Here is a 20,779-nt window from a genome sequence, read left to right as displayed (position 1 = left end):
GTGCGTCGAGGACGAACATGAAACGTGGAATTGCCGTTCTGCTTTCGCTGTGTGTGCTGGTGACGGGCGCCTATTTCACGGCGAGCAAATGGGCTATCCGCCACGAGACCATCACATTCTATGATCCGGCGCGCGATAACCGCCCGGTTGCGGTCGATGTTGCGGTCCGGCGCGACAAGGAGATGCAGGCAGACGCTGACATGATCACGCTGCCGGTCGCCATCCTGAACCACGGCAACACCGTCAAATTCACCGAATATTCTTTCCTGGCGAACGTCTTTGCCGCGCGCGGCTATCTCGTCGTAAGCATCCAGCATGACCTGCCGACCGATCCGCCGATGGTGACGAAGGTCGGCGAACTCTACGTTGGCCGGTTGCCGCAATACGAGCGCGACATTGCCAATATCCGCTTTGCGATCGACGAAATGAAGAAGGTGCAGTCGAACGCGGACTACGATCATTTGACCATGGTGGGACACTCCATGGGCGCCGATGTCTCGCTGTATTTCGCCAAGATGTATCCCGACAAGATCAAGAAAGTCATCACTCTGGACAATCTGCGCGTTCCGTTCATGACCGACGGCAAGTTCAAGATCCTGTCGTTCCGTTCCAAGGATCCGGTGTTCAAGCCTGATCCCGGCGTCGTGCCCGACAGTGACATCTGCGAGAAGTCCGGCATTACGATTGTACAGACCGGCTTCCAGCATAATGACATGCGTGATACCGGTCCCGACGAGGCAAAGACATCGATTCAGAACATGCTCGACAAGTTCCTTGATGACGACTCCGCTCTGGCGCCGGTCCAGACCAAGGCGCCGAAGGTCAAGCCGCGGCCGGTCGCCCTCAACGCGCCGATCAGGAACTGATAGTCTGCGGCGATAAACCTGTTCAAGGGATTTGACCGCCGCTCGGGTGATTGTTCCGCGCATTGACCACGGTGCCATCCGGCTCCACATAAGCTTGCGGCAATCAGCGAGCATTTATGTCGGGCGAACCTGTCAAACCGAAATCCGCAGGCGATATGCCGTTGGCGAACAAGCCTTCGTCGCGGGAAGCGGATTCGCTGGTCTCGGCTTCGGAAGACATCGCCGCCTTCGTCGCCAGGGCCCGCGCGATGTCTCCCCATGCGGCGGGCGCGAGGGGCCGGATGGTGTTCGCGCTCGACGCCACCATGAGCCGGCAGCCGACATGGGACATGGCCTGCGCGTTGCAGGCCGACATGTTTCGCGAAGCTGCGAGCCTCGGCAGTCTCGATATCCGCCTCGTCTATTATCGCGGCCTCAACGAATGCCGCGCCACCGGTTGGATCTCCGACAGCACACAACTGGCCAAACTGATGGGCAAGATCGATTGCCGCGGCGGCAACACCCAGATCGGGCGGGTGCTGTCGGAAGCGCGCCGCGAGGCCGTGGCGTCGGCCGTGCGCGCGGTGGTCTTTGTCGGCGACGCCATGGAGGAATCGGTCGATCAGCTCTGCGTCAAGGCCGGCGAGCTTGGTCTGCTCAAGGTCCCCGTATTCATGTTTCAGGAAGGGAATGATGCCGTTGCCGAGCAGGCGTTCCGCGAGATCGCGCGCCTGACCGGCGGCGCATGGTGCCGGTTCGATCCGGGGGCGGCGGCACAATTGCGTGAATTGCTGCGCGCCGCTGCCGCCTATGCCGCCGGCGGGCGCGAGGCGCTGTTGCGGCTGTCGAAGGCCGGCGGCAGTGCGGCCAGGCTGATCAGCCAGATGAAGTGATCCGGCGGCGTCGTCCGGCATGTCTTTCGGCGCGAGGGAAGCTATATTGGGTTCATGCCTACGCTGATCGCCGGCGCCGTCGCCATTTTCGTTCTTTATTCGCTGCTGCAGATGTTTCGTGCGGCCAATCCGGTCGTGCTGGCGCGTGCGGTCAAGATCGTCGGCGGCGTGCTGGCGCTTGCGGTCGCTGCCTTTACCGGCCTCAAGGGCGAGCTTGCCGTCGCCATTCCGATCGGAATCTTTGGTGCGGGACTGCTCGGCTGGTCGCCGTTCGGCGCGTCCGGCTTTGGCCATTTCGGCGGGATATTCGGTGGCTCCGGCGCTCAACGCTCGGCCGGGCAGTCGTCGCGGGTCCGTTCGCAATATCTCGACATGAGTCTCGATCATGACACCGGCGAATTGAACGGACAGATTACAGACGGACCCTATGCCGGCCGTTGGCTCGGCGAATTCGACCTGTCGCAATTGCTGGCGATGATCCCGGGCTTCGACGCCGAGAGCGTGTCGTTACTTGAAGGCTATCTGGACCGCCGGTTTCCCGCCTGGCGTCAGGACCCGCAGGGAAACGCGGCAGGGGGGCAAGGTCGAGCGGCGTCGGGCGGCAAAATGACGGAACAGGAGGCCTATCAGATCCTTGGCTTGCAGCCGGGGGCGGGGCGTGACGAGATCGGCCGGGCCCATCGCGGGCTCATGAAGAAATTGCATCCCGATCAAGGGGGGTCGACGTATCTCGCCGCCCGTGTAAACGAGGCCAAGGATACCCTGCTTCGTACGCATCACAGCTAACTCCGGCAACGCTACTAAACGCCACTACCTGAGAGTTGCTTCTGTTTTTCAGCTCTGTTGACGCCCTGGCACCGCCCGCCGTTATCCGGCGTGGTCGATCTTTGATCTGCTCAGTTCTAGCCGCCAAATCTTGACGAGAGGTTTGCGCGCCAGGATTTTGCACCGCGAACGATACGTACCGGCCAGCAAAAAAGCCGCCCGCATGGAGCGGACGGCTTCGCCATGTGCCCCGCAAAAGGGACTCGGTTCAGTTCTTGACGGTGATGCATGATATCTCGGAGCGCTTCAGCGTCCGGCAAACGGCTTCGGCCTGGTCGCGATCAAGGCCGGCGAAGCGGGCGCGGTACAGTTTCTTGTCGCCCTTGGAAACGACCGGTTCGGTGAACGGATCGGCCCTGCTGAGCAGACCGTGGGCCTGGCTGCGGGCCGCCTCGATGCGCTCCTTCGCTTCGGTTTCGCTGTCGAGCGCGCCGACCTGGATGATCCATCCGCTATGGGCGGTGGCTGGCTTGAGGGGCCCATCCTGCTGCTGGGTTGCTTGCGGCGCCGGATCGGCGGAGGCGATCCGCACCTGCGGGTTGGCCGCCACGCTGGAGGCCGGCAACACGCCAAGGATGCCTTGTCCGGTGCCGAAATTGGCCGGCTGCGGCGGCATATCGGTCCTGGCATCAGTCTTGTTGGCTTCCGCCTTGGCGACGACGGCACCCGAGGTTTCCGGCACTTCCATTCGCATCGGCGCTATGGCGCTGGTGATTGTCGTGGCGGGCTGGGACGGTGCGGCGGAGGCCAGCTTCATCGGTCCGGCTTTGATCTGAACGGTTTTCACCTTGACCGGCTTCATCGGCTCGGACGAGCCGGGGATCACGGCGATCGGCTGGGTTTGAATCACCCCGCTCGTGAGCGGCGCCGGCTCGGGTTTGGCTTGCGGCGGCGGAACTGCGGCGGTTGCGGCGGCGAGCAGGGACGATTTCTGCACCGGTGCGCTCGGACGCGCCGGCGGTGGAGCCGCCGGCTCGTTCGATGCGGAGGCGACCTGAACCGCGCTGTCAAGCTGAGCCGTCGGCGCCGGTTGCGGTCGCGCGTCATCCTCCGCCACCTCGGTGCTGGCCTCCGCGCCGCCGCGTTCGCTGATCGCGGCGACCGTGCGCGTGGTCGAGGCCTTGTCCAGGTTTTCGGCCAGCAGGCCGCGCATGATGGCGTCGCGCGAGCCGCCGCTGTGGCCGCCCAGCACCACGCCAACGAGATGACGGTTGCCGCGGCGCAAATTGGTCACGAGATTAAAACCGGAGGCGCGGGTATAGCCGGTCTTGATGCCGTCGACCCCCTCAACGCTGCCGAGCAGGTGATTATGGCCATGGATCGATTGGCCGCGAAAGTTGAACGCCTGTGTCGAGAAATAACGATAATAGCGCGGAAAGCGATCCTGGATCGCCCGGCCAAGCGTCGCCTGGTCGCGCGCGGTGGTGATCTGGTCGTCGTCCGGAAGGCCGGAGGCGTTGACATAGGTCGTCCGGCCCATGCCGAGCGCCCGCGCTTTTCGGGTCATCATCTTCGCGAAATCGTCTTCGTCGCCGCCGATCGCTTCAGCGATCACCACGGCCGCGTCGTTGGCCGAGCGCGTCACGATGCCTTTGATCGCGTCTTCGACGCGCAGCGTCTGACCGGGGCGAAGGCCGAGCTTGGTGGGCGCCTGTTCGGAGGCATGTTCGGAGACCGGCATCCCGGTGTCGAGCGTCATCTTGCCGGATTCCAGCCGCTCGAACAGCAAATAGAGCGTCATGATCTTGGTCAGCGAAGCCGGATGGCGGGGGCTGTCGGGATTGTTCGATTCGAGCGTCGCGCCGGAATTCGCGTCGACGATGATGGAGGCGAATGCCGGGCTGTAGCCCTCCGACTCCTCGTGATGGTGACGGGCGTAGTACCGGTGCCGGTGGTGACGCGCGTCGGCCGTGCCGGTGGTGAGAACGACCGTGGCGGTGGTGGCTAGCCCGAAGGCAAGGACGCGCAGAACGCGCGACGAAGCCAAGGTTGTGCGAAGCATAAACTTCCCCGTCCCATTTTCTGTCTTGTTCACCGCCCCGTGAGGCCAAATTATGCCCGACGGTCGGAGACGTTTTCCGTTCCAAGCTGCCGGCTGTCAGGCTGGCATTTCCGCTGGAAAGGCCAATCGGATCGCTATGCTAGCTAACCAACTGTACGCAAACATATTTTTGACGAGTCTGTCGGGAGCGCGAATAGCGTCAGAATCAGGTTAGGTCGCGGGGGTTTCCAAAAAGTTAAACAACCCTTGCGTGGAATTCCGGTGTTTGACGATAAACTTAATGAATTGTGCATTGCACAAATTCGTTGACTTTATTGTGCATTGCACTATATTTAGGCTGCGAGGGAACCGGGATCTCCCGCCGAACTGTCAAACTTCAGTCTGGGAAAGGATTCGATGATGGTCAAAATTGAAGAGATTCAACAATATGGGACTTCGCTGCAGAGCGGTGTCCAGGCGATCGCGACCGCCTATGGCGACTACACCAAGAAGTCGTTCGAAGACACCAAATCATTCGTCGAGAAGCTGTCCGGCGTGAAGTCGCTGGACAAGGCGCTCGAAGCGCAGAGCGAATTCGCGAAGTCCGCCTACGAGACCTTCGTCGCCGATTCGCAGAAGATCGCGGGGCTGTATACCGACCTCGCCAAGCAGACCTTCAAGCCGTTGGAAAACGTGGCTGCGAAATTCACCCCGGCCACCTGATTTTCACGCTGCATTAAAAATCAAAAGCCCGGCCGTTTTTGGCCGGGCTTTTTGTTGTCGAGAACGATTACCGCGATTATCGCGCGACGCGCAATTCGCTCAGGGTGTTTCCGATCGTGGTGAAGGTCGTGGCGATCTGGTTGGAACTGGTCAGCATGAAGAACTTGTCCGGGCTGCTGGCGCAGTTCTGCAGGACGGTCGATGTCGGATCGGCCGGTCGGCCGGTATTCACCTGGATCGTGTAGACCGTGTACATCGGCAGACCGGTCTTGGGATCGATCTGGTTCTTGATGTTCTGGCACATCAACGCCTGCCTTGCGTCGATATCACCAACGCCGCCGGTGAAGTTTTGCGTATTGCCGTTGCCGTAGTCCGGCCAGCGGTCCTCGGTATTCAAGCCGTCCGACAGCAGGATGATGACCCGGTTGTAGGCGGTGTTGGAATCTTCTTCCGGGGCCGGGATCGGGCCCGTCGTCAGAAGCGACTGCCATGCCCAGGCCAGTCCGATCGCCTGATTGGTGCCGCCGGTCGGCTGCATCGCCGTGATGTTGGACTTGAGCGTGCTCCAATTATAGGTCATCGGCATGATCGGCTTGAGCGGCGGCGAATTATTCAAATTACAATAGGCCTCGCTGTTCTCGTAATACTGGTTGGCCGGAAACATCGTATCCGTGATGTTTTGCGTGGGAGAATCGCCCTGGGCGTCGTAGGGCTGGGTGCGATCGGTCACGCAACCGGTCCAGGTGCTGATGGGATTGGTTGATTGCGCCGCATAGGTATTCTGAACAGCGTTCTGGGGTACAGTTGAATCAAAAAACGGGTCCACAGATTGCCAGGGAATCTGCTGGCTATTTGAGTTCTGTGTTGGAGCCGATTTGGAGACTGAGGGCTGTCCCCAACTGGTGGTGGCATTCCATTGGTGATTTTGGAAGCCCACATAGGCGTTCACTCGGGGCGCTTCCAGATTATGTGTCTCGTCATTCGGCTGCGTCCAGTTGTGGTCGTAAAGAGGCCCTGTACATGACGTATTACTGCCACTGCCAGTGCATTTACAACTGCTGGATGCTCCACTTGGGCAATAGCAATTTGAGGATCCCGAGCAGAAAACTCCACTAGAGGGACTGGCTTGAGTACTGGTCCAACAGCCATTGTAACGAGTATGAGAATTGCTATCCACGCTCGGGCAAATGTAGCCGCTGGATGGAATCGTTGAGGCATTTGACGTGCTGGTCGGACCGGTGGTGCAGGTGAATCCGCTATTGCTGGTCGTGAATGGACACTTCATGCCGGGCCCGAGCGCATGCCAGTATGAAGGAAGCATCGCTTCATAGTTTGTGCCGCCAACGTTGTTGGCCGGCTGCGCGGTCGGCGGATTCAGCCAGTCGGTCCAGTCGATCCAGTCCGCGCTGACATTGCTGGTGCCGATATTGACCGTCTTGGCGAACGGAATGAGGGAAATGTAGACGTCGCCATCGGTCTTGGCGAGGGCGCTGAGCTGGTCGATGAGATTGCTCGCGGCGGTACGCAGCGCGGTTATTTTGCCGTCTTCGGACATCGATCCCGTGTTGTCGAGCGCCAGCGCGACGCGCATCTTCACGTTGCCCCACGCCGTGGTCGAACTGCTACCGAAGGAGAGGGTCGGAAAGCCAGCGATCTTCATGAAGTCGGTGTTGATGAGCCCGGATCCATTGATCGCGATCGTGTTGCCCAGATTGCCGTTATTGGCCGTGTAGGTCGCGCTGACGGTAACGGACTTCGCGTCGGCATCCGTATAGAGCGCGCTGAAATAGGCTTGGGCTGTCGCGTCGACCTGGGCCGCCGTGATTTTGCCCGACGACAGATCCTTGGACAGCATCAACGCCGTCGAGTCGAGCGCGGCCTGCATCGACGAACGCGCATCGTTGAGGCGGCTGTAGTCGATCGCGGCGCCGACAAAGCTGATGATGGGGAGGGCGGCGATGGTGAAGATCACCGCGATGTTGCCCTCGCTGGCTCCCATGAAACGGAGGGCCGCTTCCCGGACATGGCGGATAATGGATGCACCGAGCATGGCTGTCACCGAAGTTGTATTTTCCGATGCCATTTCGGTTCCCGCCGCTAAACAGGCGGTAAATCCGTCCGGGGAAAGGCCGGCCTATGGCGGTGGATGTCCGGAATCCGCGCTCGGAACCGGCGGATATCGTCAATACCCGCTAAACGGTGACGGCATTCCTTTGTCAAACCGGTCGGAATTGATTAACCTTGTCCGGATCGCCGAACGGTTCGAAGCCCGCAGCGGGATGCGCGTCAGCAGTATCCGCGCGCTTGCGGCGGGCGGAAAGCGGACCCATATTCCTGATACCGGTCCGCGCATGGATCGGGGAGGAGCGGCGGTTGGAAACGTGTCCGGGAAACTGCCTGGACGCTGTCTGATTTTCCGTGGGGATTTCGAACACCTGACCATGCTGCAACCAACATCGACATCTGATTTGCCTTCGCCTGATTTGCCCGCGCCATCTGTAGCCGCCGTTTCTGCTCCACAAATGAGCAACGACGATCGCGGCGGTGGGACGGGCGGTCCGGCCGCATCGGTCATTACCAAGGTCAAGCCCAAGACCAAGCGCCCGAATCTGTATCGCGTGCTGATCTTGAACGACGACTATACGCCGATGGAATTTGTCGTCCTCGTGCTGGAGAAGTTCTTCCAGAAGGATGTCGAAGCCGCGACCAAGATCATGCTCCACGTCCATCATCATGGAATCGGGGAATGCGGCGTCTTTACCTACGAAATCGCCGAGACCAAGGTGACGCAGGTGATGGATTTCGCACGCAAGCATCAGCACCCCCTGCAATGCGTGATGGAAAAGAAATAGTCTAATCTCGCTTTCCCCCAAACGGGAACGGGTCTTGCATTGCTTACTCCCGATCGACAGTCAGCCTGGTCGAGTCGGAGGGATCGGCGTTTTCTGTGCCTGCGGGATGGATTTCGCGTGCAGAAAACGCGGTTGCGGAACCGGTCTTTCGCCCCGATCGAGCGTAACTATATGATGAATGTTGTTGTTGCCTGAGCGGGCAAGGACGATCATGATGGCCGGGGGCCATAGAGGACGCGAATGCCAACTTTTTCTCAAAGCCTTGAACAATCCCTGCATCGAGCGCTGGCGATTGCAAATGAGCGTCACCATCAATATGCGACGCTTGAACATCTTCTGCTGTCGCTGATCGATGATTCCGACGCGGCCGCCGTGATGCGTGCCTGCAGCGTCGATCTCGACAAGCTGCGCACCAGCCTCGTCAACTATCTTGAGACCGAATTCGAAAACCTGGTGACGGATGGCGCCGATGACGCCAAGCCGACCGCCGGTTTCCAGCGCGTGATCCAGCGCGCAGTAATCCACGTCCAGTCGTCCGGCCGCGAGGAAGTGACCGGCGCCAATGTGCTGATCGCGATCTTCGCCGAGCGCGAGAGCCACGCGGCCTATTTCCTGCAGGAGCAGGACATGACCCGCTACGACGCGGTGAATTACATCAGCCACGGCATCGCCAAGCGTCCCGGCGTCTCGGAAGCGCGCCCGGTGCGCGGCGTCGACGAGGAGACCGAGACCAAGGGCAACGAGGATTCCAAGAAGAAGGGCGAGGCGCTCGAGACTTATTGCGTCAACCTCAACAAGAAGGCGCGCGACGGCAAGATCGATCCGGTAATCGGGCGCAATGCCGAGATCAACCGTGCGATTCAGGTGCTGTGCCGCCGCCAGAAGAACAATCCGCTGTTCGTCGGTGAGGCCGGCGTCGGCAAGACCGCGATCGCGGAAGGCTTGGCCAAGCGCATCGTCGACAGCGAAGTGCCGGAAGTTCTGGCGGCCGCCACCGTGTTCTCGCTCGACATGGGCACGCTGCTCGCGGGCACGCGCTACCGCGGCGACTTCGAGGAGCGGTTGAAGCAGGTTCTGAAGGAACTTGAGGCGCATCCGAACGCCATCCTGTTCATCGATGAAATCCATACCGTGATCGGCGCCGGCGCGACCTCCGGCGGCGCGATGGATGCGTCCAACCTGCTCAAGCCGGCGCTGGCGTCGGGCACGATCCGCTGCATGGGTTCGACGACCTACAAGGAATACCGTCAGCACTTCGAAAAGGATCGTGCGCTGGTGCGCCGGTTCCAGAAGATCGACGTCAACGAGCCGACGGTGGAAGACGCGATCGCGATCCTCAAGGGCCTGAAACCCTATTTCGAGGATTACCATCACCTGAAATACACCAACGAGGCGATCGAGGCCGCGGTGCAGCTGTCGTCGCGCTACATCCACGACCGCAAGCTGCCGGACAAGGCGATCGACGTGATCGACGAATCCGGCGCGGCGCAGATGCTGGTGGCGGAGAACAAGCGCAAGAAGACGATCGGCATCAAGGAAATCGAGACGACGATCGCGACCATGGCGCGGATTCCGCCCAAGAGCGTGTCCAAGGACGATGCCGAGGTGCTCAAGCATCTCGAGCAGACGCTCAAGCGCGTGGTGTTCGGCCAGGACAAGGCGATCGAGTCGCTGTCGGCGTCGATCAAGCTGGCGCGCGCCGGCCTGCGCGAGCCGGAAAAGCCGATCGGCTGCTATTTGTTCTCGGGCCCGACCGGCGTCGGCAAGACCGAGGTGGCCAAGCAGTTGGCGTCGTCGCTCGGTGTCGAGCTGATCCGGTTCGACATGTCGGAATATATGGAGCGGCATACCGTGTCGCGCCTGATCGGCGCGCCTCCGGGCTATGTCGGCTTCGACCAGGGCGGCCTGCTTACCGATGGCGTGGACCAGCATCCGCATTGCGTGGTGTTGCTCGACGAAATCGAAAAAGCGCATCCGGACCTGTACAACGTGCTGTTGCAGATCATGGATCATGGCCGGCTGACCGACCACAATGGCAAGCAGGTCAATTTCCGCAACGTGATCCTGATCATGACCACCAATGCGGGCGCGGCCGATCTGGCCAAGCAGGCGTTCGGCTTCACCCGCAACAAGCGCGAAGGCGACGATCACGAGGCGATCAGCCGGCAGTTCGCGCCCGAGTTCCGCAACCGGCTCGATGCCATCGTTTCGTTCGCCCATCTCAATGCCGACGTGATCGGCATGGTGGTGGAGAAGTTCGTGCTGCAACTCGAGGCGCAGCTTGCCGACCGCGACGTCACGATCGAATTGTCGGAGCCCGCCAAGGCGTGGCTGATCAAGCATGGCTATGACGAGCAGATGGGCGCACGGCCGATGGCGCGCGTGATCCAGGAGCACATCAAGAAGCCGCTCGCCGACGAGTTGCTGTTCGGCAAGCTCAAGAGCGGCGGCCATGTTCGCGTCGTGCTGGTCAAGGACGAGACGGGCGCGGAAGCTGCGGAAAAGATCGGCTTCGAGTTTGTCGAAGGGCCGGTCACGCCGAAGCCGGAAAAGCTGCCCGGCACGCGCAAGCGCACGGCGACGCGCAAGCCGAAGTCGAACGGTCCTAACGGCGGCGGCGGCTCGAAGGGCCCGGCCTCGCGGGGACCACTGGTCAAGGCCTGATCGGCCGGAGCAGAGGCGATCAAGACAGATTAAAGCAAAGAGGCCGGCAAGCGATTGCCGGCCTCTTTGCTATGGCTTGGTGCTCATTCCCCCTTCAGACGCTGGCCCTCATAGACTTGCACCCGATCGGCGCCTCTGCTGCCGGCCATCGACAGCCGCAGCGTGCTGAGCATCGCGCCCGTCACGGCGAAGCCGACCCCGACCAGCAGCGCGATCCGCGTGCCCTGCACCGGATAGCGCGCCAGAAACAACGCCACCAGGGCCGCGCCGATCGTCTGTCCCAGGAGCCGCGCGGTCCCCAGCATCCCACTGGCGCCGCCCGAGCGCTCACGTGGGGCTGCGGCGATCATGGTGCGGTTGTTGGGGGTCTGGAACAGGCCGAAGCCCGCGCCGGCGAGCGCCATGCGCCATGCCACGTCGAGCGGCGAGGCGGCGGCCGGCATCAGCGCCAATGCGCCGAGCCCCGAGGCGAACAGCAGCAATCCGATGCCGCCCAACAGGCCCGCCGGGTAGCGCTCGACCAGCCGGCCGGCGAGGGGGGCTGCGAAGGCGACCGCGATCGGCCAGGGCGTCACCAGCAGGCCGATCTGCACCGCGGAATAGCCGAAATGGCTCTCGAGATAAAAAGGCATTGCGACAAAGGCCAGCATCTGGCCGCAGAACGAAGCGATTGAAGTGCCGATCGACAGCGCGAAAATCGGAATCCGCAACAGATCCACCGGCAATAGCGGCGCCGGAAGATGCGTCTGCCGGTACACCAACAGGACGCCCGCGGCCACGGCGACGCCGAACTCGACCAGGCACAGATACAGCGCCTCGCCATGACCGGCGCTGTCGATCGCGGCGATGCCGAGCCCGAAGGCCACGGCGCTCAGGCCGGCGCTTTGCCAGTCGAACCTGTGACCGGCCGGACTGGTATGAGGCATATAGCGCCAGCCAAGCGCCAAGGTCGCGATGCCGAGCGGGACGTTGATGGCGAACAGGTACGGCCAGGTTCCGATGGCCAGAATGGCCGAGGCGACGGTCGGGCCTACCGCGGCGGAGACGGCGACGACCAGCGCATTGAGGGCGATGCCGCGACCGAGCAGGGTGCGCGGGTAAATGAAGCGGACCAGCGCCGTGTTGACGCTCAGGATTCCGGCCGCGCCAAATCCCTGCACGATGCGCGCAGCGGTCAGCAGCACCAGCGTATGCGACAGCGCGCAGAACAGCGAGGCCAGCGTGAACAGCAACAGACCTGCGAGATAGACGCGGCGATAGCCGATGATCTCGCCCAGCGAGGCCAGCGGAAGCAGAGAAATCGTGATCGCGAGCTGATAGCCGTTGACGATCCAGATCGAAAACGCGGGGCTCGCGTCAAGATCCCGGGCGATGGTGGGCAGGGCAACGTTGGCGATCGACCCGTCGATCACGGCCATCACGATGCCGAGTGCGATGGTGAGGATGGCCAGATTGCGTTGTGGCTGCGGCAGCCCGTCGGCATACTCGACTGTAGCGGACGACATCAGATGAAATGGCCTCGACTACCAGCATCGGCTGGCTATCGCATGATGGATCGGCCGGCACTTTGCAACCCCGAAATACCACACCGGTTCCGGCAGATGCCGGGGCCTCCGGCCGGCTTTACTCCTCGCCGAGCAGTTCCTTGATACGGCGCTGGAGCGCGCGTTTTTTCGCTTCGCTTTTGCGAAGACGCTCCTCGAGATCGGAGACGGGCGCGGAAGGCGCTTCGCCGTTGAAAGCGAGGCCGACGAAATTATCACGCCACCAGATCACCCTGGCGAGGAAGGAGCGGCCCTTTCGCGCGATGGTCAGCGATATCTGCTCCTTGGGAAACCTGACGGGATTCGTGAGTTCGATGCTGGCGCCTTGTTCCGAGAGGTTGCGGACGACGCAGGCCGTGGCCGTGCCGGATTCACCGACCCTGGCAACACCGCCATAAAGAACCTTGTCGCGGGTATTCTGGCGCCGCTCCGGCATCGGATAAATCTCCCAAATAACGGGATGACCTTACCCCGCTGCGCTGCCTACGAAAGGGGCAGGGTCGGCAAAATGCCGCGTTAACGTAAACCGATCACCACTGCGACCGGATGCGTCTCCGGGGATGCGGGCTTTACGCCGCGTTTTCACGCAATCCGCGGGCGATTTCCTTCTGCGCGTCGAATTCCCGCCGCCGCCGCGCCAGTTCCTCGGCGCTCAACATCGCGACATTGTTGTAGTCGCGCTTCCAGGATGCGTCCGCGCTCCAGCGCAGCGGTGATTGCACCGTGGTTTGCGGCCCCGGCGCGGTCTCGAGCACGCGCAGCGCAAGCTCCAGCGTGAAGGCCTGCGACGGCAGATCGTGCGGCTTGCCGGCGGAATTGCCGAGCGGGAAATCGCTGAACAGAAACCGCGGCACCGCGGCGAATTCGACGATGTCCTTGGCGCAGCCCATCACGACGGTGGCAATGCCATTGGCCTCGAGATGCCGCGCCACCAGGCTGACGGTCTGGTGGCATACCGGGCAGTTCGGCACCAGCACCGCGGCATCGACCTGATCGGCCCGGCAGCGGGCGAGAATGTCCGGCGCGTCGGTTTCGATGGTGACGCGCTGGCTGCGGTTGGTCGGCGCGCCGAAGAAGCGCGGCGCCACGTCGCCGATGCGTTTCTCGCGCGCGAATTGTTGCAGTTGCGGCAGCGGAAACCAACTGCCGCTGTCCTCGGCTTTGGTATGCACGCGATCATAGGCGACGTGCGAGATCCGCAGATCATGCGTCTTCGCAGTGTCGCCGTCATAGACCGAATAGAATTTGGCGCCGCCATTATATTTCGCGCCCGGGCCTTGATCGCCCTTGGCCGGATCGAACGGGGCCGCCGTGGTGATGATCGCGACGCGGGATTGATTGATCGGCTTGCGCAGCGGCTGGAACGGCGCGTCGATATAATGCGCCCAGCGATAGGGCGTGGTGTAGCCGATGGCCTGATAATATTCACGGGTCCGCGCCATATAGGGGATCGGCACGTCATCGTCGGGCGCGAAACCAAGCGGATCGTCAGACACTCCGGGCATTCTTGCGTTCCCTCATCTGCGCCATCATTTTTGAATTAGCTAGACGGTCCTCCTTGTGTGTCAAGCAGGTTGTCGGGAACAATGGCATTGCGAAAGGTCAGGGGGCTGCCAGCGGTGCTTTGCACCGTGGCCATTATTCTCGCGCTGCCGGCAGCGGCGGAAGATACCTCGCCTGCCATGACCGATGTGGCGCGGCCAAGCGTCGAGGAACTGGCTACCAAGGGCGAACCGGTAAAATCAGATGAAATTGCCGGCGACGCCGATACCCGCGAGGCCATGTGCCTGATGATCGAATCGGCGGCCCGGTCGCAAAACCTGCCCGTCGAATTCTTCGCGCGCGTGATCTGGCAGGAAAGCCGCTTTCAGTCCGATGCGGTCGGACCCATGACGCATAGCGGCCAGCGCGCGCAGGGGATCGCGCAATTCATGCCGGGAACGGCCTCAGAGCGCAGCCTGCTCGATCCTTTCGATCCGGTGCAGGCGCTGCCGAAATCGGCGGAGTTCCTGAACGAACTGCGCAACCAGTTCGGTAATCTCGGCCTTGCCGCTGCTGCCTACAATGCCGGGCCCCGCCGCGTGCAGGAATGGCTCGCGGGAGCCGGCGCCATGCCGCAGGAGACCCGCCACTACGTTCTCGTCATTACCGGTTCGACCGTCGATGACTGGGCCGCGGCCGGCAAGAACGGCAAGACCCCGGATGAGCACGGGCGCGCCGCGCCGAACGGCACGCCGGCCACCGCGCCGAAACTGGGCTGCCGGGAGCTGATGGCGTTGCTGCAGCGCGCGCCCAATCCCTTTGTCACCCAGCTCGAACAACATGTGAAGCTGAGCGCGGCCAAGCTATGGGGCATCCAGCTCGCGGCCGGTTTCAACCGCGACATGGCGCTGGCGATGTATGCCCGCGCCATGAAACGGCTCAGCGCCGTGATCGGAGATCAGGATCCGAGCCTGCTGAGTTCGGTGCTGCGCAGCCGCGGCACCCGCACCTTCTATCAGGTGCGGATCGGCGCCGACACGCGCCCGGCCGCGGACGATCTCTGCAACCGCATCCGCCGCGCCGGCGGCGGCTGTTTTGTGCTGCGCAACCCCAACGTCCGGGGGTGATGACGTTCAGTCGAGGTCGCCGAGATCATCCTCGGCTGCGCGGCGTTCGATTTGCAGAACGGAGGTCGGTGACAGCTCCGGCGCCGGGCCATGATCCCCGTCCACGAGCCGGGCGACGAACAGCGAGAGCGCGGGCCCCGCCACCAGGATCAGCACGAAGCGAACAGTCTGCATCGCCATCACGAAGGACGTGTCGACCTTGGTCGAGGCCGCGATGATGGCCACGGAATCGACGCCGCCGGGGCTGGTCGCAAGATAAGCGGTCAACGGATCGACGCCGATGATGCGTACCAGCAGCACAGCCAGCCCGCCACAGAACGCGATCATGACGACGATCGAAAACACGCTCTGCGGCAGCGCCCGCACGACCGCGCTCAACAGCTTCGGGCTGAAGCGCAGGCCGGTGTTCCAGCCGACCAGCGCGTAGCCTGCCGCGAGTAGCCAGGGCGGTAGTTCGATGGCGCTGTAGCCGCCGATATGCAGCACGCCGCCGATCGCCATCGCCGCGATCAGGACGCCGGCGGGGATTCCCGGTACGAGCAAAGCAAGGAAGCTGACGGCGATGATCAGCAGCGTTGCCAGTAGTGACAGCCATGCGACCGGTGGAAACCAGATCATGGCATGTGCGGCATCCGCCGGGACGTGGACCCAGAAGCGGGCAATCAGCGATGCGGTGATGGCCACGAACACCACGCGCAGATATTGGATGAAGGCGACCAGCGGCGCATCGGCGCCATAGGCTTCCGCCATCAGGATCATCACCGGTGCGGCGCCCGGCAACAATCCCCAAACCGCGGTCGTGCCCGGCATGATGCGAAGCGTGCTGATCAGCCATCCGAGGGCGACGCTGGCGATCACGATGGTGACGACGACAACCAGAAACAGCGGCCAGCTTGCACCGAACCTGACGAGAATCTCCGAGGTGAACGAACGGGCAATCAGGCAGCCGATCACGGCCTGCGCAAAATTCATCGGCAGTCGCGGAACGCGCATTATGCCGCCGCCGGTTGCAGTCAGGATGCCCGCCATCATCGGGCCCAGCATCAGGGCGGCCGGCAGCCGCACCCATTCAAGGATGGCCGTCGTCACCACCGAAATGGCGACGAGGACGGCCCACTGAACCGAAAGCGAAAGCTTCGCCAACGGCAGCGCGCGCGACGCGGGCATTGTCGTTCAGCGCTTTAGCGCGATGTCGTCGGCCTTCACCACGCGGCTCAACATCGGAAAGATGGCGTTGACCGCGAACGCATGCATCTCGCTGGAGAAGCTGGTTGTCGTGTCTTCCGCGATCACCACCTCATAGGCATGTTCGTGCGCCTGTCGTGCCGTCGATTCAACGCCGATATTGGTTGCGATCCCGCCGAGCACGATGGTCCGGATGCCGCGACGGCGGAGCTGCACATCGAGGTCGGTGCCGTAAAACGCGCCCCATTGATGCTTGGTGACGAGGATATCGCCGGGACGATAAAGGCCGTCGACGAGCTCGCTGAAATTGGCAGGAAAACCGCCTTCCGGATGCGCCATCGGCCTGTCGACCGGCGGTTTCAAGGCATCGCCGAAATCCGGCGCGAACGCGACGTTGACCAGCACCACGGGCGCGCCGGCGGCGCGGAAACGCTGCGCGAGCCTGATGCCGGCCGCAGCGGCCTCAGCGCCGGATCTCGGCGCGAGCGCCGGCATCGCGACGATGCCCTGTTGAAGATCGATCAGGACGAGGGCCGTGGTCGCGGGGGAGAATTCGGGCATCGAGATGTTTCCTGGGTGGGTTGAGGACCGCCGCAACGATCGTCCGGTCGCGGCTTTGCCGGCCGGTCAGGCGGCCGTCATGAACTTGAGGATATACTCAAACATGGAATCTACTTGAGTGCAACATCAAATAAGAATTGGCCGTTATCGGAGACTGCTGCTAGGCTGCCGGCATGCCCTCACGTCCTGCAAAACGGCGGCCGGCCACGGCGGCTTCAAGGCCCAATCGCGACCGTCCTGCGCTTCGGCCGCAGCGCAGCGTCGGGCGGGAGCGCGTCGCCAATCTGATGATCGCCGCGGCGGACGTCATTCGCGAGCGCGGATTCGATGCCGCCACGATGGCGGAGATCGCGGAGCGGGCGGGGGCGAAGGTCGGTTCGCTCTACCGGTTCTTTCCGAGCAAGGAAGTTCTGGCCGATGCGCTGATGCAGCGTTATGCGGATCTGATCGACGCCGCCTGCGATGAGATCGACGCCCGCCTGTCCGCGCTCGCGGCGGATGAACTGGCCGATCTCTTCGTGAACTTCTTCGTGAAGATTCACCACGAAAGCGGCGCCTTGACCGCGCTGTTGGAGGCGCGTTCGCATTGGTCGGCCAAGCGTCTTGAATTTCGCGAGCAGGCCCTGAAGCGCTTTGTCAACACGCTGTTGCTCAGGGCGCCGGCACTGCCGCGAAAGACGGCGCGGGACATGGCGGTTGTCCTGCTCAACAACATGAAGACGATGGTCGCCATGACAGTCGACAAATCGGCGCCCACCAGTCCGGGAAGCGCGGATGAACTGCGGTTCATGAACCGCCTTTATCTTGCCAGCAAGCTTGCCGGGTTTGAGCGCTAGAGCCTTGTCGGTTCTGATTGAATCAGAACCGAGGCTCGCCTCTTTTATTTTAACGCGTTTTCTTCACGCGAACCGGAAGCCGCTTCGCTCGAAACGCTATAGATACAACCATGCCGCATTGCGGCGGTGCGATATTCGGCTAGACTCATGGGGCGCATGGAGTGGATTGAAGCATGGTTCGAGAGAGTGAAGTCCGCGAAGGCGAAATCGCCGTCGATATGCCGGCGGCGCGTGATGCTGGCCTCATCTTTATCGGCCGCATCCGGACGCCCTGGACCTCGCGGCTGGTGACGCCGCGGCAGGGGCGTCAGGACGGCCCGGTCTGCCGGCTGGAGATTTTCGAACCCTGGGTGCCGGCGATCAAGGACGTCGATTTCTACGCGAACCTCGAGGTGCTGTACTGGCTGCATCTGTCGCGCCGCGACCTGGTGCTGCAAAGCCCGAAGAACAACAAATCGACCCGTGGCACGTTCTCGCTGCGCTCGCCGGTACGGCCCAATCCGATCGGCACCTCGATCGTCAAACTGGTCGGCATCGAAGGCAACACGGTGCTGGTGCGCGGCCTCGATTGCCTCGACGAGACGCCGTTGCTCGATCTCAAGCCCGACCGTTGCGAATTCACCCCGCTGGCGCCGCCGCAAGACGGTGATTTCGAGACGGAGTGATTTTTTCGTCTGGGGCGCGCTACCCCAGCGCCGCGATCAGCTTGGCGGCGTTGTCTTCCAGCACCTTGGCGTCTTCCTTGCGGCTGGCCGGCGGCAACAGCGAGACGCCGTGGTGGCGCGGCATGATGTGGATGTGCAGGTGAAAGACCACCTGTCCGCTGGCGGGTTCGTTGTGCTGCTGCACGGTGAGTCCGTCTGCGTTGAACGCTTTCATCGCCGCCGCGGAGATCCTGTGGGTGGCGCGGGCCACGTGAACGTAATCATCCGGCGATATGTCGAAGATGTTGCGGGCAGGGGCCTTGGGAATGACAAGCGTGTGGCCGGGCGAGCGCGGCATGATGTCGAGAAAGGCGAGGACATGCTCATCCTCATAGACCTTGTAACAAGGTAGCTCGCCGCGCAGGATTTTCGCGAAAATATTATTGGTATCGTAGGCGGGCATGACGGCTCCTGAAATGTATTGTTGAATTTCCCGCAGCCGGCCTGCGCGGTCAAGCATCATCGGTCTTGCGGAACGGCCCGGCCTCGGTGAGTTCCTGCGCTGCTTCCGCCACATAGACGCGCTCGCGCTGTAGATACTCGGCAATGGCGTGGCGCAGGCCGGGATCGGCGATATAATGCGCCGAATAGGTCGTCTGCGGCAGATATCCGCGCGCGATCTTGTGCTCGCCCTGTGCGCCGGCCTCGACGGTTTTCAGCCGGCGCTGGATCGCAAAATCGATCGCCTGATAGTAACAGACCTCGAAATGCAGGAACGGGTGATGCTCGATCGCGCCCCAGTTGCGGCCGAACAGCGTGTCCGAGCCGATGAAATTGATCGCGCCCGCGATCCAGCGCCCATCGCGCTTCGCCATCACCAGGAGCACGTCCTCAGCCATGCTCTCGCCGATCAGCGAGAAGAAGGAGCGGGTGAGATAGGGCCGGCCCCATTTCCGCGAGCCGGTCTCCATGTAGAATTCGAAGAAGGCGTCCCACGCGTCTTCGGTGATGTCGCTGCCGCTGAGCGGGTGGATCGTGATGCCAGCCGCCAGCGCATCGCGCCGCTCGCGCTTGACCGCCTTGCGGTGGCGCGAATTCATGGTCGCGAGGAAATCGTCGAAGCTGCCATAGCCCTGGTTGTGCCAGTGAAACTGCTGGTCGGTACGCTCGAGGAATTCGTGTTCGGCCAGGAATTTCTGCTCGGCCTCGCGGGCAAAGGTCACGTGAACGGAGGAGGCATTGCTGGCGTCGCATAGCGCCACCAGCCCGCTCGCAAGCGCGGTGCCGATCAAATCCGTATCGACGCCGTCGCGGATCAGAAGGCGCGGGCCGGTCGCCGGCGTGAAGGGAACCGATACCTGCAATTTGGGATAGTAGCGGCCGCCGGCGCGCTCATAGGCGTCGGCCCAGCCGCGGTCGAACACGTACTCGCCTTGCGAATGCGATTTCAGATAGCAGGGCGCGATGCCGGCGATGCGGCCGTTGATCTTGGCCAGCAGATGTCGCGGCCCCCAGCCGGTCCGCGCGGTGGCCGAACCCGATTTCTCGACCGCCGAGAAAAACGCGTGAGAAACGAAGGGGTTGTAGTTCGATTCGAGAGCGATGCAGGAGGCGCCTGGGAGAACGACGGAACTCAGCGTGTCCAGACGTTCGATACTGTTCGGATCGCGCCTGGGATTGGCGCAGGCGTCCCATTCCTCAGCCGGAATGTCGCTGACGGAAGGGACCGCTTCGAGGGTGATTTCAGATGACGCCATCGACGATCAGGACCGGTCTTTCGTCAGCATCGGCCGTCGCTTCATAGGGGCCGATATTCCAAAGATCGTGCATTGCACACGCGACTTCAAGAGCCGAAAACTGCGCATCAGGTTTCCGGCCTGAAGCCTTCGAAAATCATCTGGTCGGCGTAGCGGGCGGCGCGCTGGCGCTGCTCGGGCGTGCGCACGGTCCAGGTCAGCAGCGGAAGGCCGAAAATATGGCGGGCGATCCAGGGCGCCGGCGCCGGCAGCTGATTGACCCAGAAGGCGACAAAATGCGGCTCGGTGTGGAAGGCATGACGCAGATGGAGCATGCCGTCGCGCTGCTCAGGCGTCAGTTTTTTCCATTCGTCGTCGTCATAGCTGCGCTGGGCGATGATGCCGCGCGGCAGCTTCGGCATGGTCTCGCGCAAGGCCAGCACCTGATCGGGATCGAACGACATCGCGGCGGCCGGCCCCTGATAGGAGCCGAGCACTTCGGCCATTCGCCTGACCAGCTTGCGGTCGCCGTCAAAATGGCTCTTGATCTCGATCACAAGGGGAACGCGGCCCGCGACCAGCGCGCAGAGATCGCCGAGCGACATCATCCGCTCGGAGGTGTTCTTGAACCTGACCGCCTTGAGTTCGGCGGCCGTCTTGTCGAGCAATGCGCCGGAGCCTTCGGTGAGGCGGCCAAGCCCGTCGTCGTGATGTACCATGGCTTCACCGTCGGCGGTGAGCTGGACGTCGCATTCGATCGAAAAACTGCCCGCGATCGCGGCCTCCGCCGCGCCCGGCATGTTCTCGACAATGCCGCGCGCCAAATCATGCAGGCCGCGATGGGCCACCGGTCGCGCAGTCAGCCAGCTGGGTGCGCGCAC

The 20,779-nt window shown here is 62.4% G+C and carries 19 protein-coding genes; 9 read left to right on the top strand and 10 right to left on the bottom strand.

The window, feature by feature from the left end; genetic code table 11:
• Positions 1-17: 17 nt before the first annotated feature.
• The 3 genes from HB630_RS13195 to HB630_RS13185 all read left to right on the top strand — a co-directional run bounded on the left by HB630_RS13195 (position 18) and on the right by HB630_RS13185 (position 2,524).
• Positions 18-866 carry an alpha/beta fold hydrolase gene (locus tag HB630_RS13195; protein ID WP_213772685.1) on the top strand — a complete coding sequence of 283 codons (849 nt, stop codon included), beginning with the start codon at positions 18-20 and terminating at the stop codon, positions 864-866.
• A gap of 116 nt (positions 867-982) precedes the next feature.
• Complete coding sequence (locus HB630_RS13190) at positions 983-1,738, top strand: VWA domain-containing protein (RefSeq protein ID WP_213772684.1); 756 nt, start codon at positions 983-985, stop codon at positions 1,736-1,738.
• Positions 1,739-1,792: 54 nt separating this feature from the next.
• Positions 1,793-2,524, top strand: a complete 732-nt coding sequence (locus tag HB630_RS13185) for a DnaJ domain-containing protein (RefSeq protein ID WP_213772683.1) — start codon at positions 1,793-1,795, stop codon at positions 2,522-2,524.
• Positions 2,525-2,771: 247 nt separating this feature from the next.
• Here the strand turns inward: HB630_RS13185 and HB630_RS13180 are convergent, their stop codons facing one another.
• The gene (locus tag HB630_RS13180; RefSeq protein ID WP_213772682.1) at positions 2,772-4,565 is read right to left on the bottom strand and encodes a serine hydrolase; all 1,794 of its coding nucleotides are present in this window, start codon (positions 4,563-4,565) and stop codon (positions 2,772-2,774) included.
• A gap of 399 nt (positions 4,566-4,964) precedes the next feature.
• Between HB630_RS13180 and HB630_RS13175 the strand changes: the two genes are divergently transcribed.
• Positions 4,965-5,267 carry a phasin family protein gene (locus HB630_RS13175; RefSeq protein WP_213772917.1) on the top strand — a complete coding sequence of 101 codons (303 nt, stop codon included), beginning with the start codon at positions 4,965-4,967 and terminating at the stop codon, positions 5,265-5,267.
• Positions 5,268-5,343: 76 nt separating this feature from the next.
• On the opposite strand, the gene HB630_RS13170 is transcribed toward HB630_RS13175, so the two are convergent.
• On the bottom strand, positions 5,344-7,317 hold the full coding sequence (locus tag HB630_RS13170; RefSeq protein WP_213772916.1) for a TadE/TadG family type IV pilus assembly protein: 1,974 nt from the start codon (positions 7,315-7,317) through the stop codon (positions 5,344-5,346).
• A gap of 472 nt (positions 7,318-7,789) precedes the next feature.
• On the opposite strand from HB630_RS13170, the gene clpS reads away from it, so the two are divergent.
• Complete coding sequence (gene clpS / locus HB630_RS13165) at positions 7,790-8,119, top strand: ATP-dependent Clp protease adapter ClpS (protein ID WP_213772915.1); 330 nt, start codon at positions 7,790-7,792, stop codon at positions 8,117-8,119.
• 240 nt (positions 8,120-8,359) lie between these two features.
• Positions 8,360-10,783: an ATP-dependent Clp protease ATP-binding subunit ClpA gene (gene clpA / locus HB630_RS13160; protein WP_213772681.1), complete on the top strand. Its 2,424-nt coding sequence runs from the start codon at positions 8,360-8,362 to the stop codon at positions 10,781-10,783.
• Between the two features lie 83 nt (positions 10,784-10,866).
• Here clpA and HB630_RS13155 read toward each other — a convergent pair whose 3' ends face one another.
• The 3 genes from HB630_RS13155 to HB630_RS13145 form a co-directional block, all read right to left on the bottom strand.
• Entirely contained in the window at positions 10,867-12,288 is a 1,422-nt protein-coding gene (locus HB630_RS13155; protein WP_213772680.1) for an MFS transporter, read from the bottom strand.
• Between the two features lie 118 nt (positions 12,289-12,406).
• On the bottom strand, positions 12,407-12,763 hold the full coding sequence (locus HB630_RS13150; protein ID WP_213772679.1) for a PilZ domain-containing protein: 357 nt from the start codon (positions 12,761-12,763) through the stop codon (positions 12,407-12,409).
• A 133-nt stretch (positions 12,764-12,896) separates the two neighbouring features.
• Positions 12,897-13,832, bottom strand: a complete 936-nt coding sequence (locus tag HB630_RS13145) for a glycine/sarcosine/betaine reductase selenoprotein B family protein (protein WP_213772678.1) — start codon at positions 13,830-13,832, stop codon at positions 12,897-12,899.
• A 177-nt stretch (positions 13,833-14,009) separates the two neighbouring features.
• Here HB630_RS13145 and HB630_RS13140 point away from each other — a divergent pair, with 177 nt between their 5' ends.
• Entirely contained in the window at positions 14,010-14,936 is a 927-nt protein-coding gene (locus tag HB630_RS13140; RefSeq protein WP_249780856.1) for a lytic transglycosylase domain-containing protein, read from the top strand.
• Between the two features lie 6 nt (positions 14,937-14,942).
• Here the strand turns inward: HB630_RS13140 and HB630_RS13135 are convergent, their stop codons facing one another.
• Both HB630_RS13135 and HB630_RS13130 read right to left on the bottom strand, forming a co-directional pair.
• A complete protein-coding gene (locus HB630_RS13135; RefSeq protein WP_213772676.1) occupies positions 14,943-16,103 on the bottom strand; it encodes an AbrB family transcriptional regulator in 1,161 nt (386 codons plus the stop codon).
• A gap of 6 nt (positions 16,104-16,109) precedes the next feature.
• Entirely contained in the window at positions 16,110-16,682 is a 573-nt protein-coding gene (locus tag HB630_RS13130; protein ID WP_213772675.1) for a hydrolase, read from the bottom strand.
• Between the two features lie 173 nt (positions 16,683-16,855).
• Here HB630_RS13130 and HB630_RS13125 point away from each other — a divergent pair, with 173 nt between their 5' ends.
• Both HB630_RS13125 and tsaA read left to right on the top strand, forming a co-directional pair.
• Positions 16,856-17,518 (top strand): TetR/AcrR family transcriptional regulator, encoded by a 663-nt coding sequence (locus HB630_RS13125; RefSeq protein ID WP_213772674.1) that lies wholly within the window; start codon positions 16,856-16,858, stop codon positions 17,516-17,518.
• A 173-nt stretch (positions 17,519-17,691) separates the two neighbouring features.
• Positions 17,692-18,183: a tRNA (N6-threonylcarbamoyladenosine(37)-N6)-methyltransferase TrmO gene (tsaA, locus tag HB630_RS13120; RefSeq protein WP_213772673.1), complete on the top strand. Its 492-nt coding sequence runs from the start codon at positions 17,692-17,694 to the stop codon at positions 18,181-18,183.
• A 19-nt stretch (positions 18,184-18,202) separates the two neighbouring features.
• On the opposite strand, the gene HB630_RS13115 is transcribed toward tsaA, so the two are convergent.
• The 3 genes from HB630_RS13115 to HB630_RS13105 all read right to left on the bottom strand — a co-directional run bounded on the left by HB630_RS13115 (position 18,203) and on the right by HB630_RS13105 (position 20,779).
• Positions 18,203-18,625 carry an HIT family protein gene (locus HB630_RS13115; RefSeq protein WP_213772672.1) on the bottom strand — a complete coding sequence of 141 codons (423 nt, stop codon included), beginning with the start codon at positions 18,623-18,625 and terminating at the stop codon, positions 18,203-18,205.
• Positions 18,626-18,674: 49 nt separating this feature from the next.
• On the bottom strand, positions 18,675-19,919 hold the full coding sequence (locus HB630_RS13110) for a GNAT family N-acetyltransferase (RefSeq protein ID WP_213772671.1): 1,245 nt from the start codon (positions 19,917-19,919) through the stop codon (positions 18,675-18,677).
• Positions 19,920-20,026: 107 nt separating this feature from the next.
• Entirely contained in the window at positions 20,027-20,779 is a 753-nt protein-coding gene (locus tag HB630_RS13105) for a glycerophosphodiester phosphodiesterase (RefSeq protein WP_213772670.1), read from the bottom strand.

It is taken from the genome of Bradyrhizobium sp. dw_78 (genome assembly GCF_018449525.1).
GTDB lineage: Bacteria > Pseudomonadota > Alphaproteobacteria > Rhizobiales > Xanthobacteraceae > Bradyrhizobium.
The sequence above is the reverse complement of the archived record's forward strand: the minus strand, read 5'-3'. Positions and strand labels throughout refer to the sequence as shown.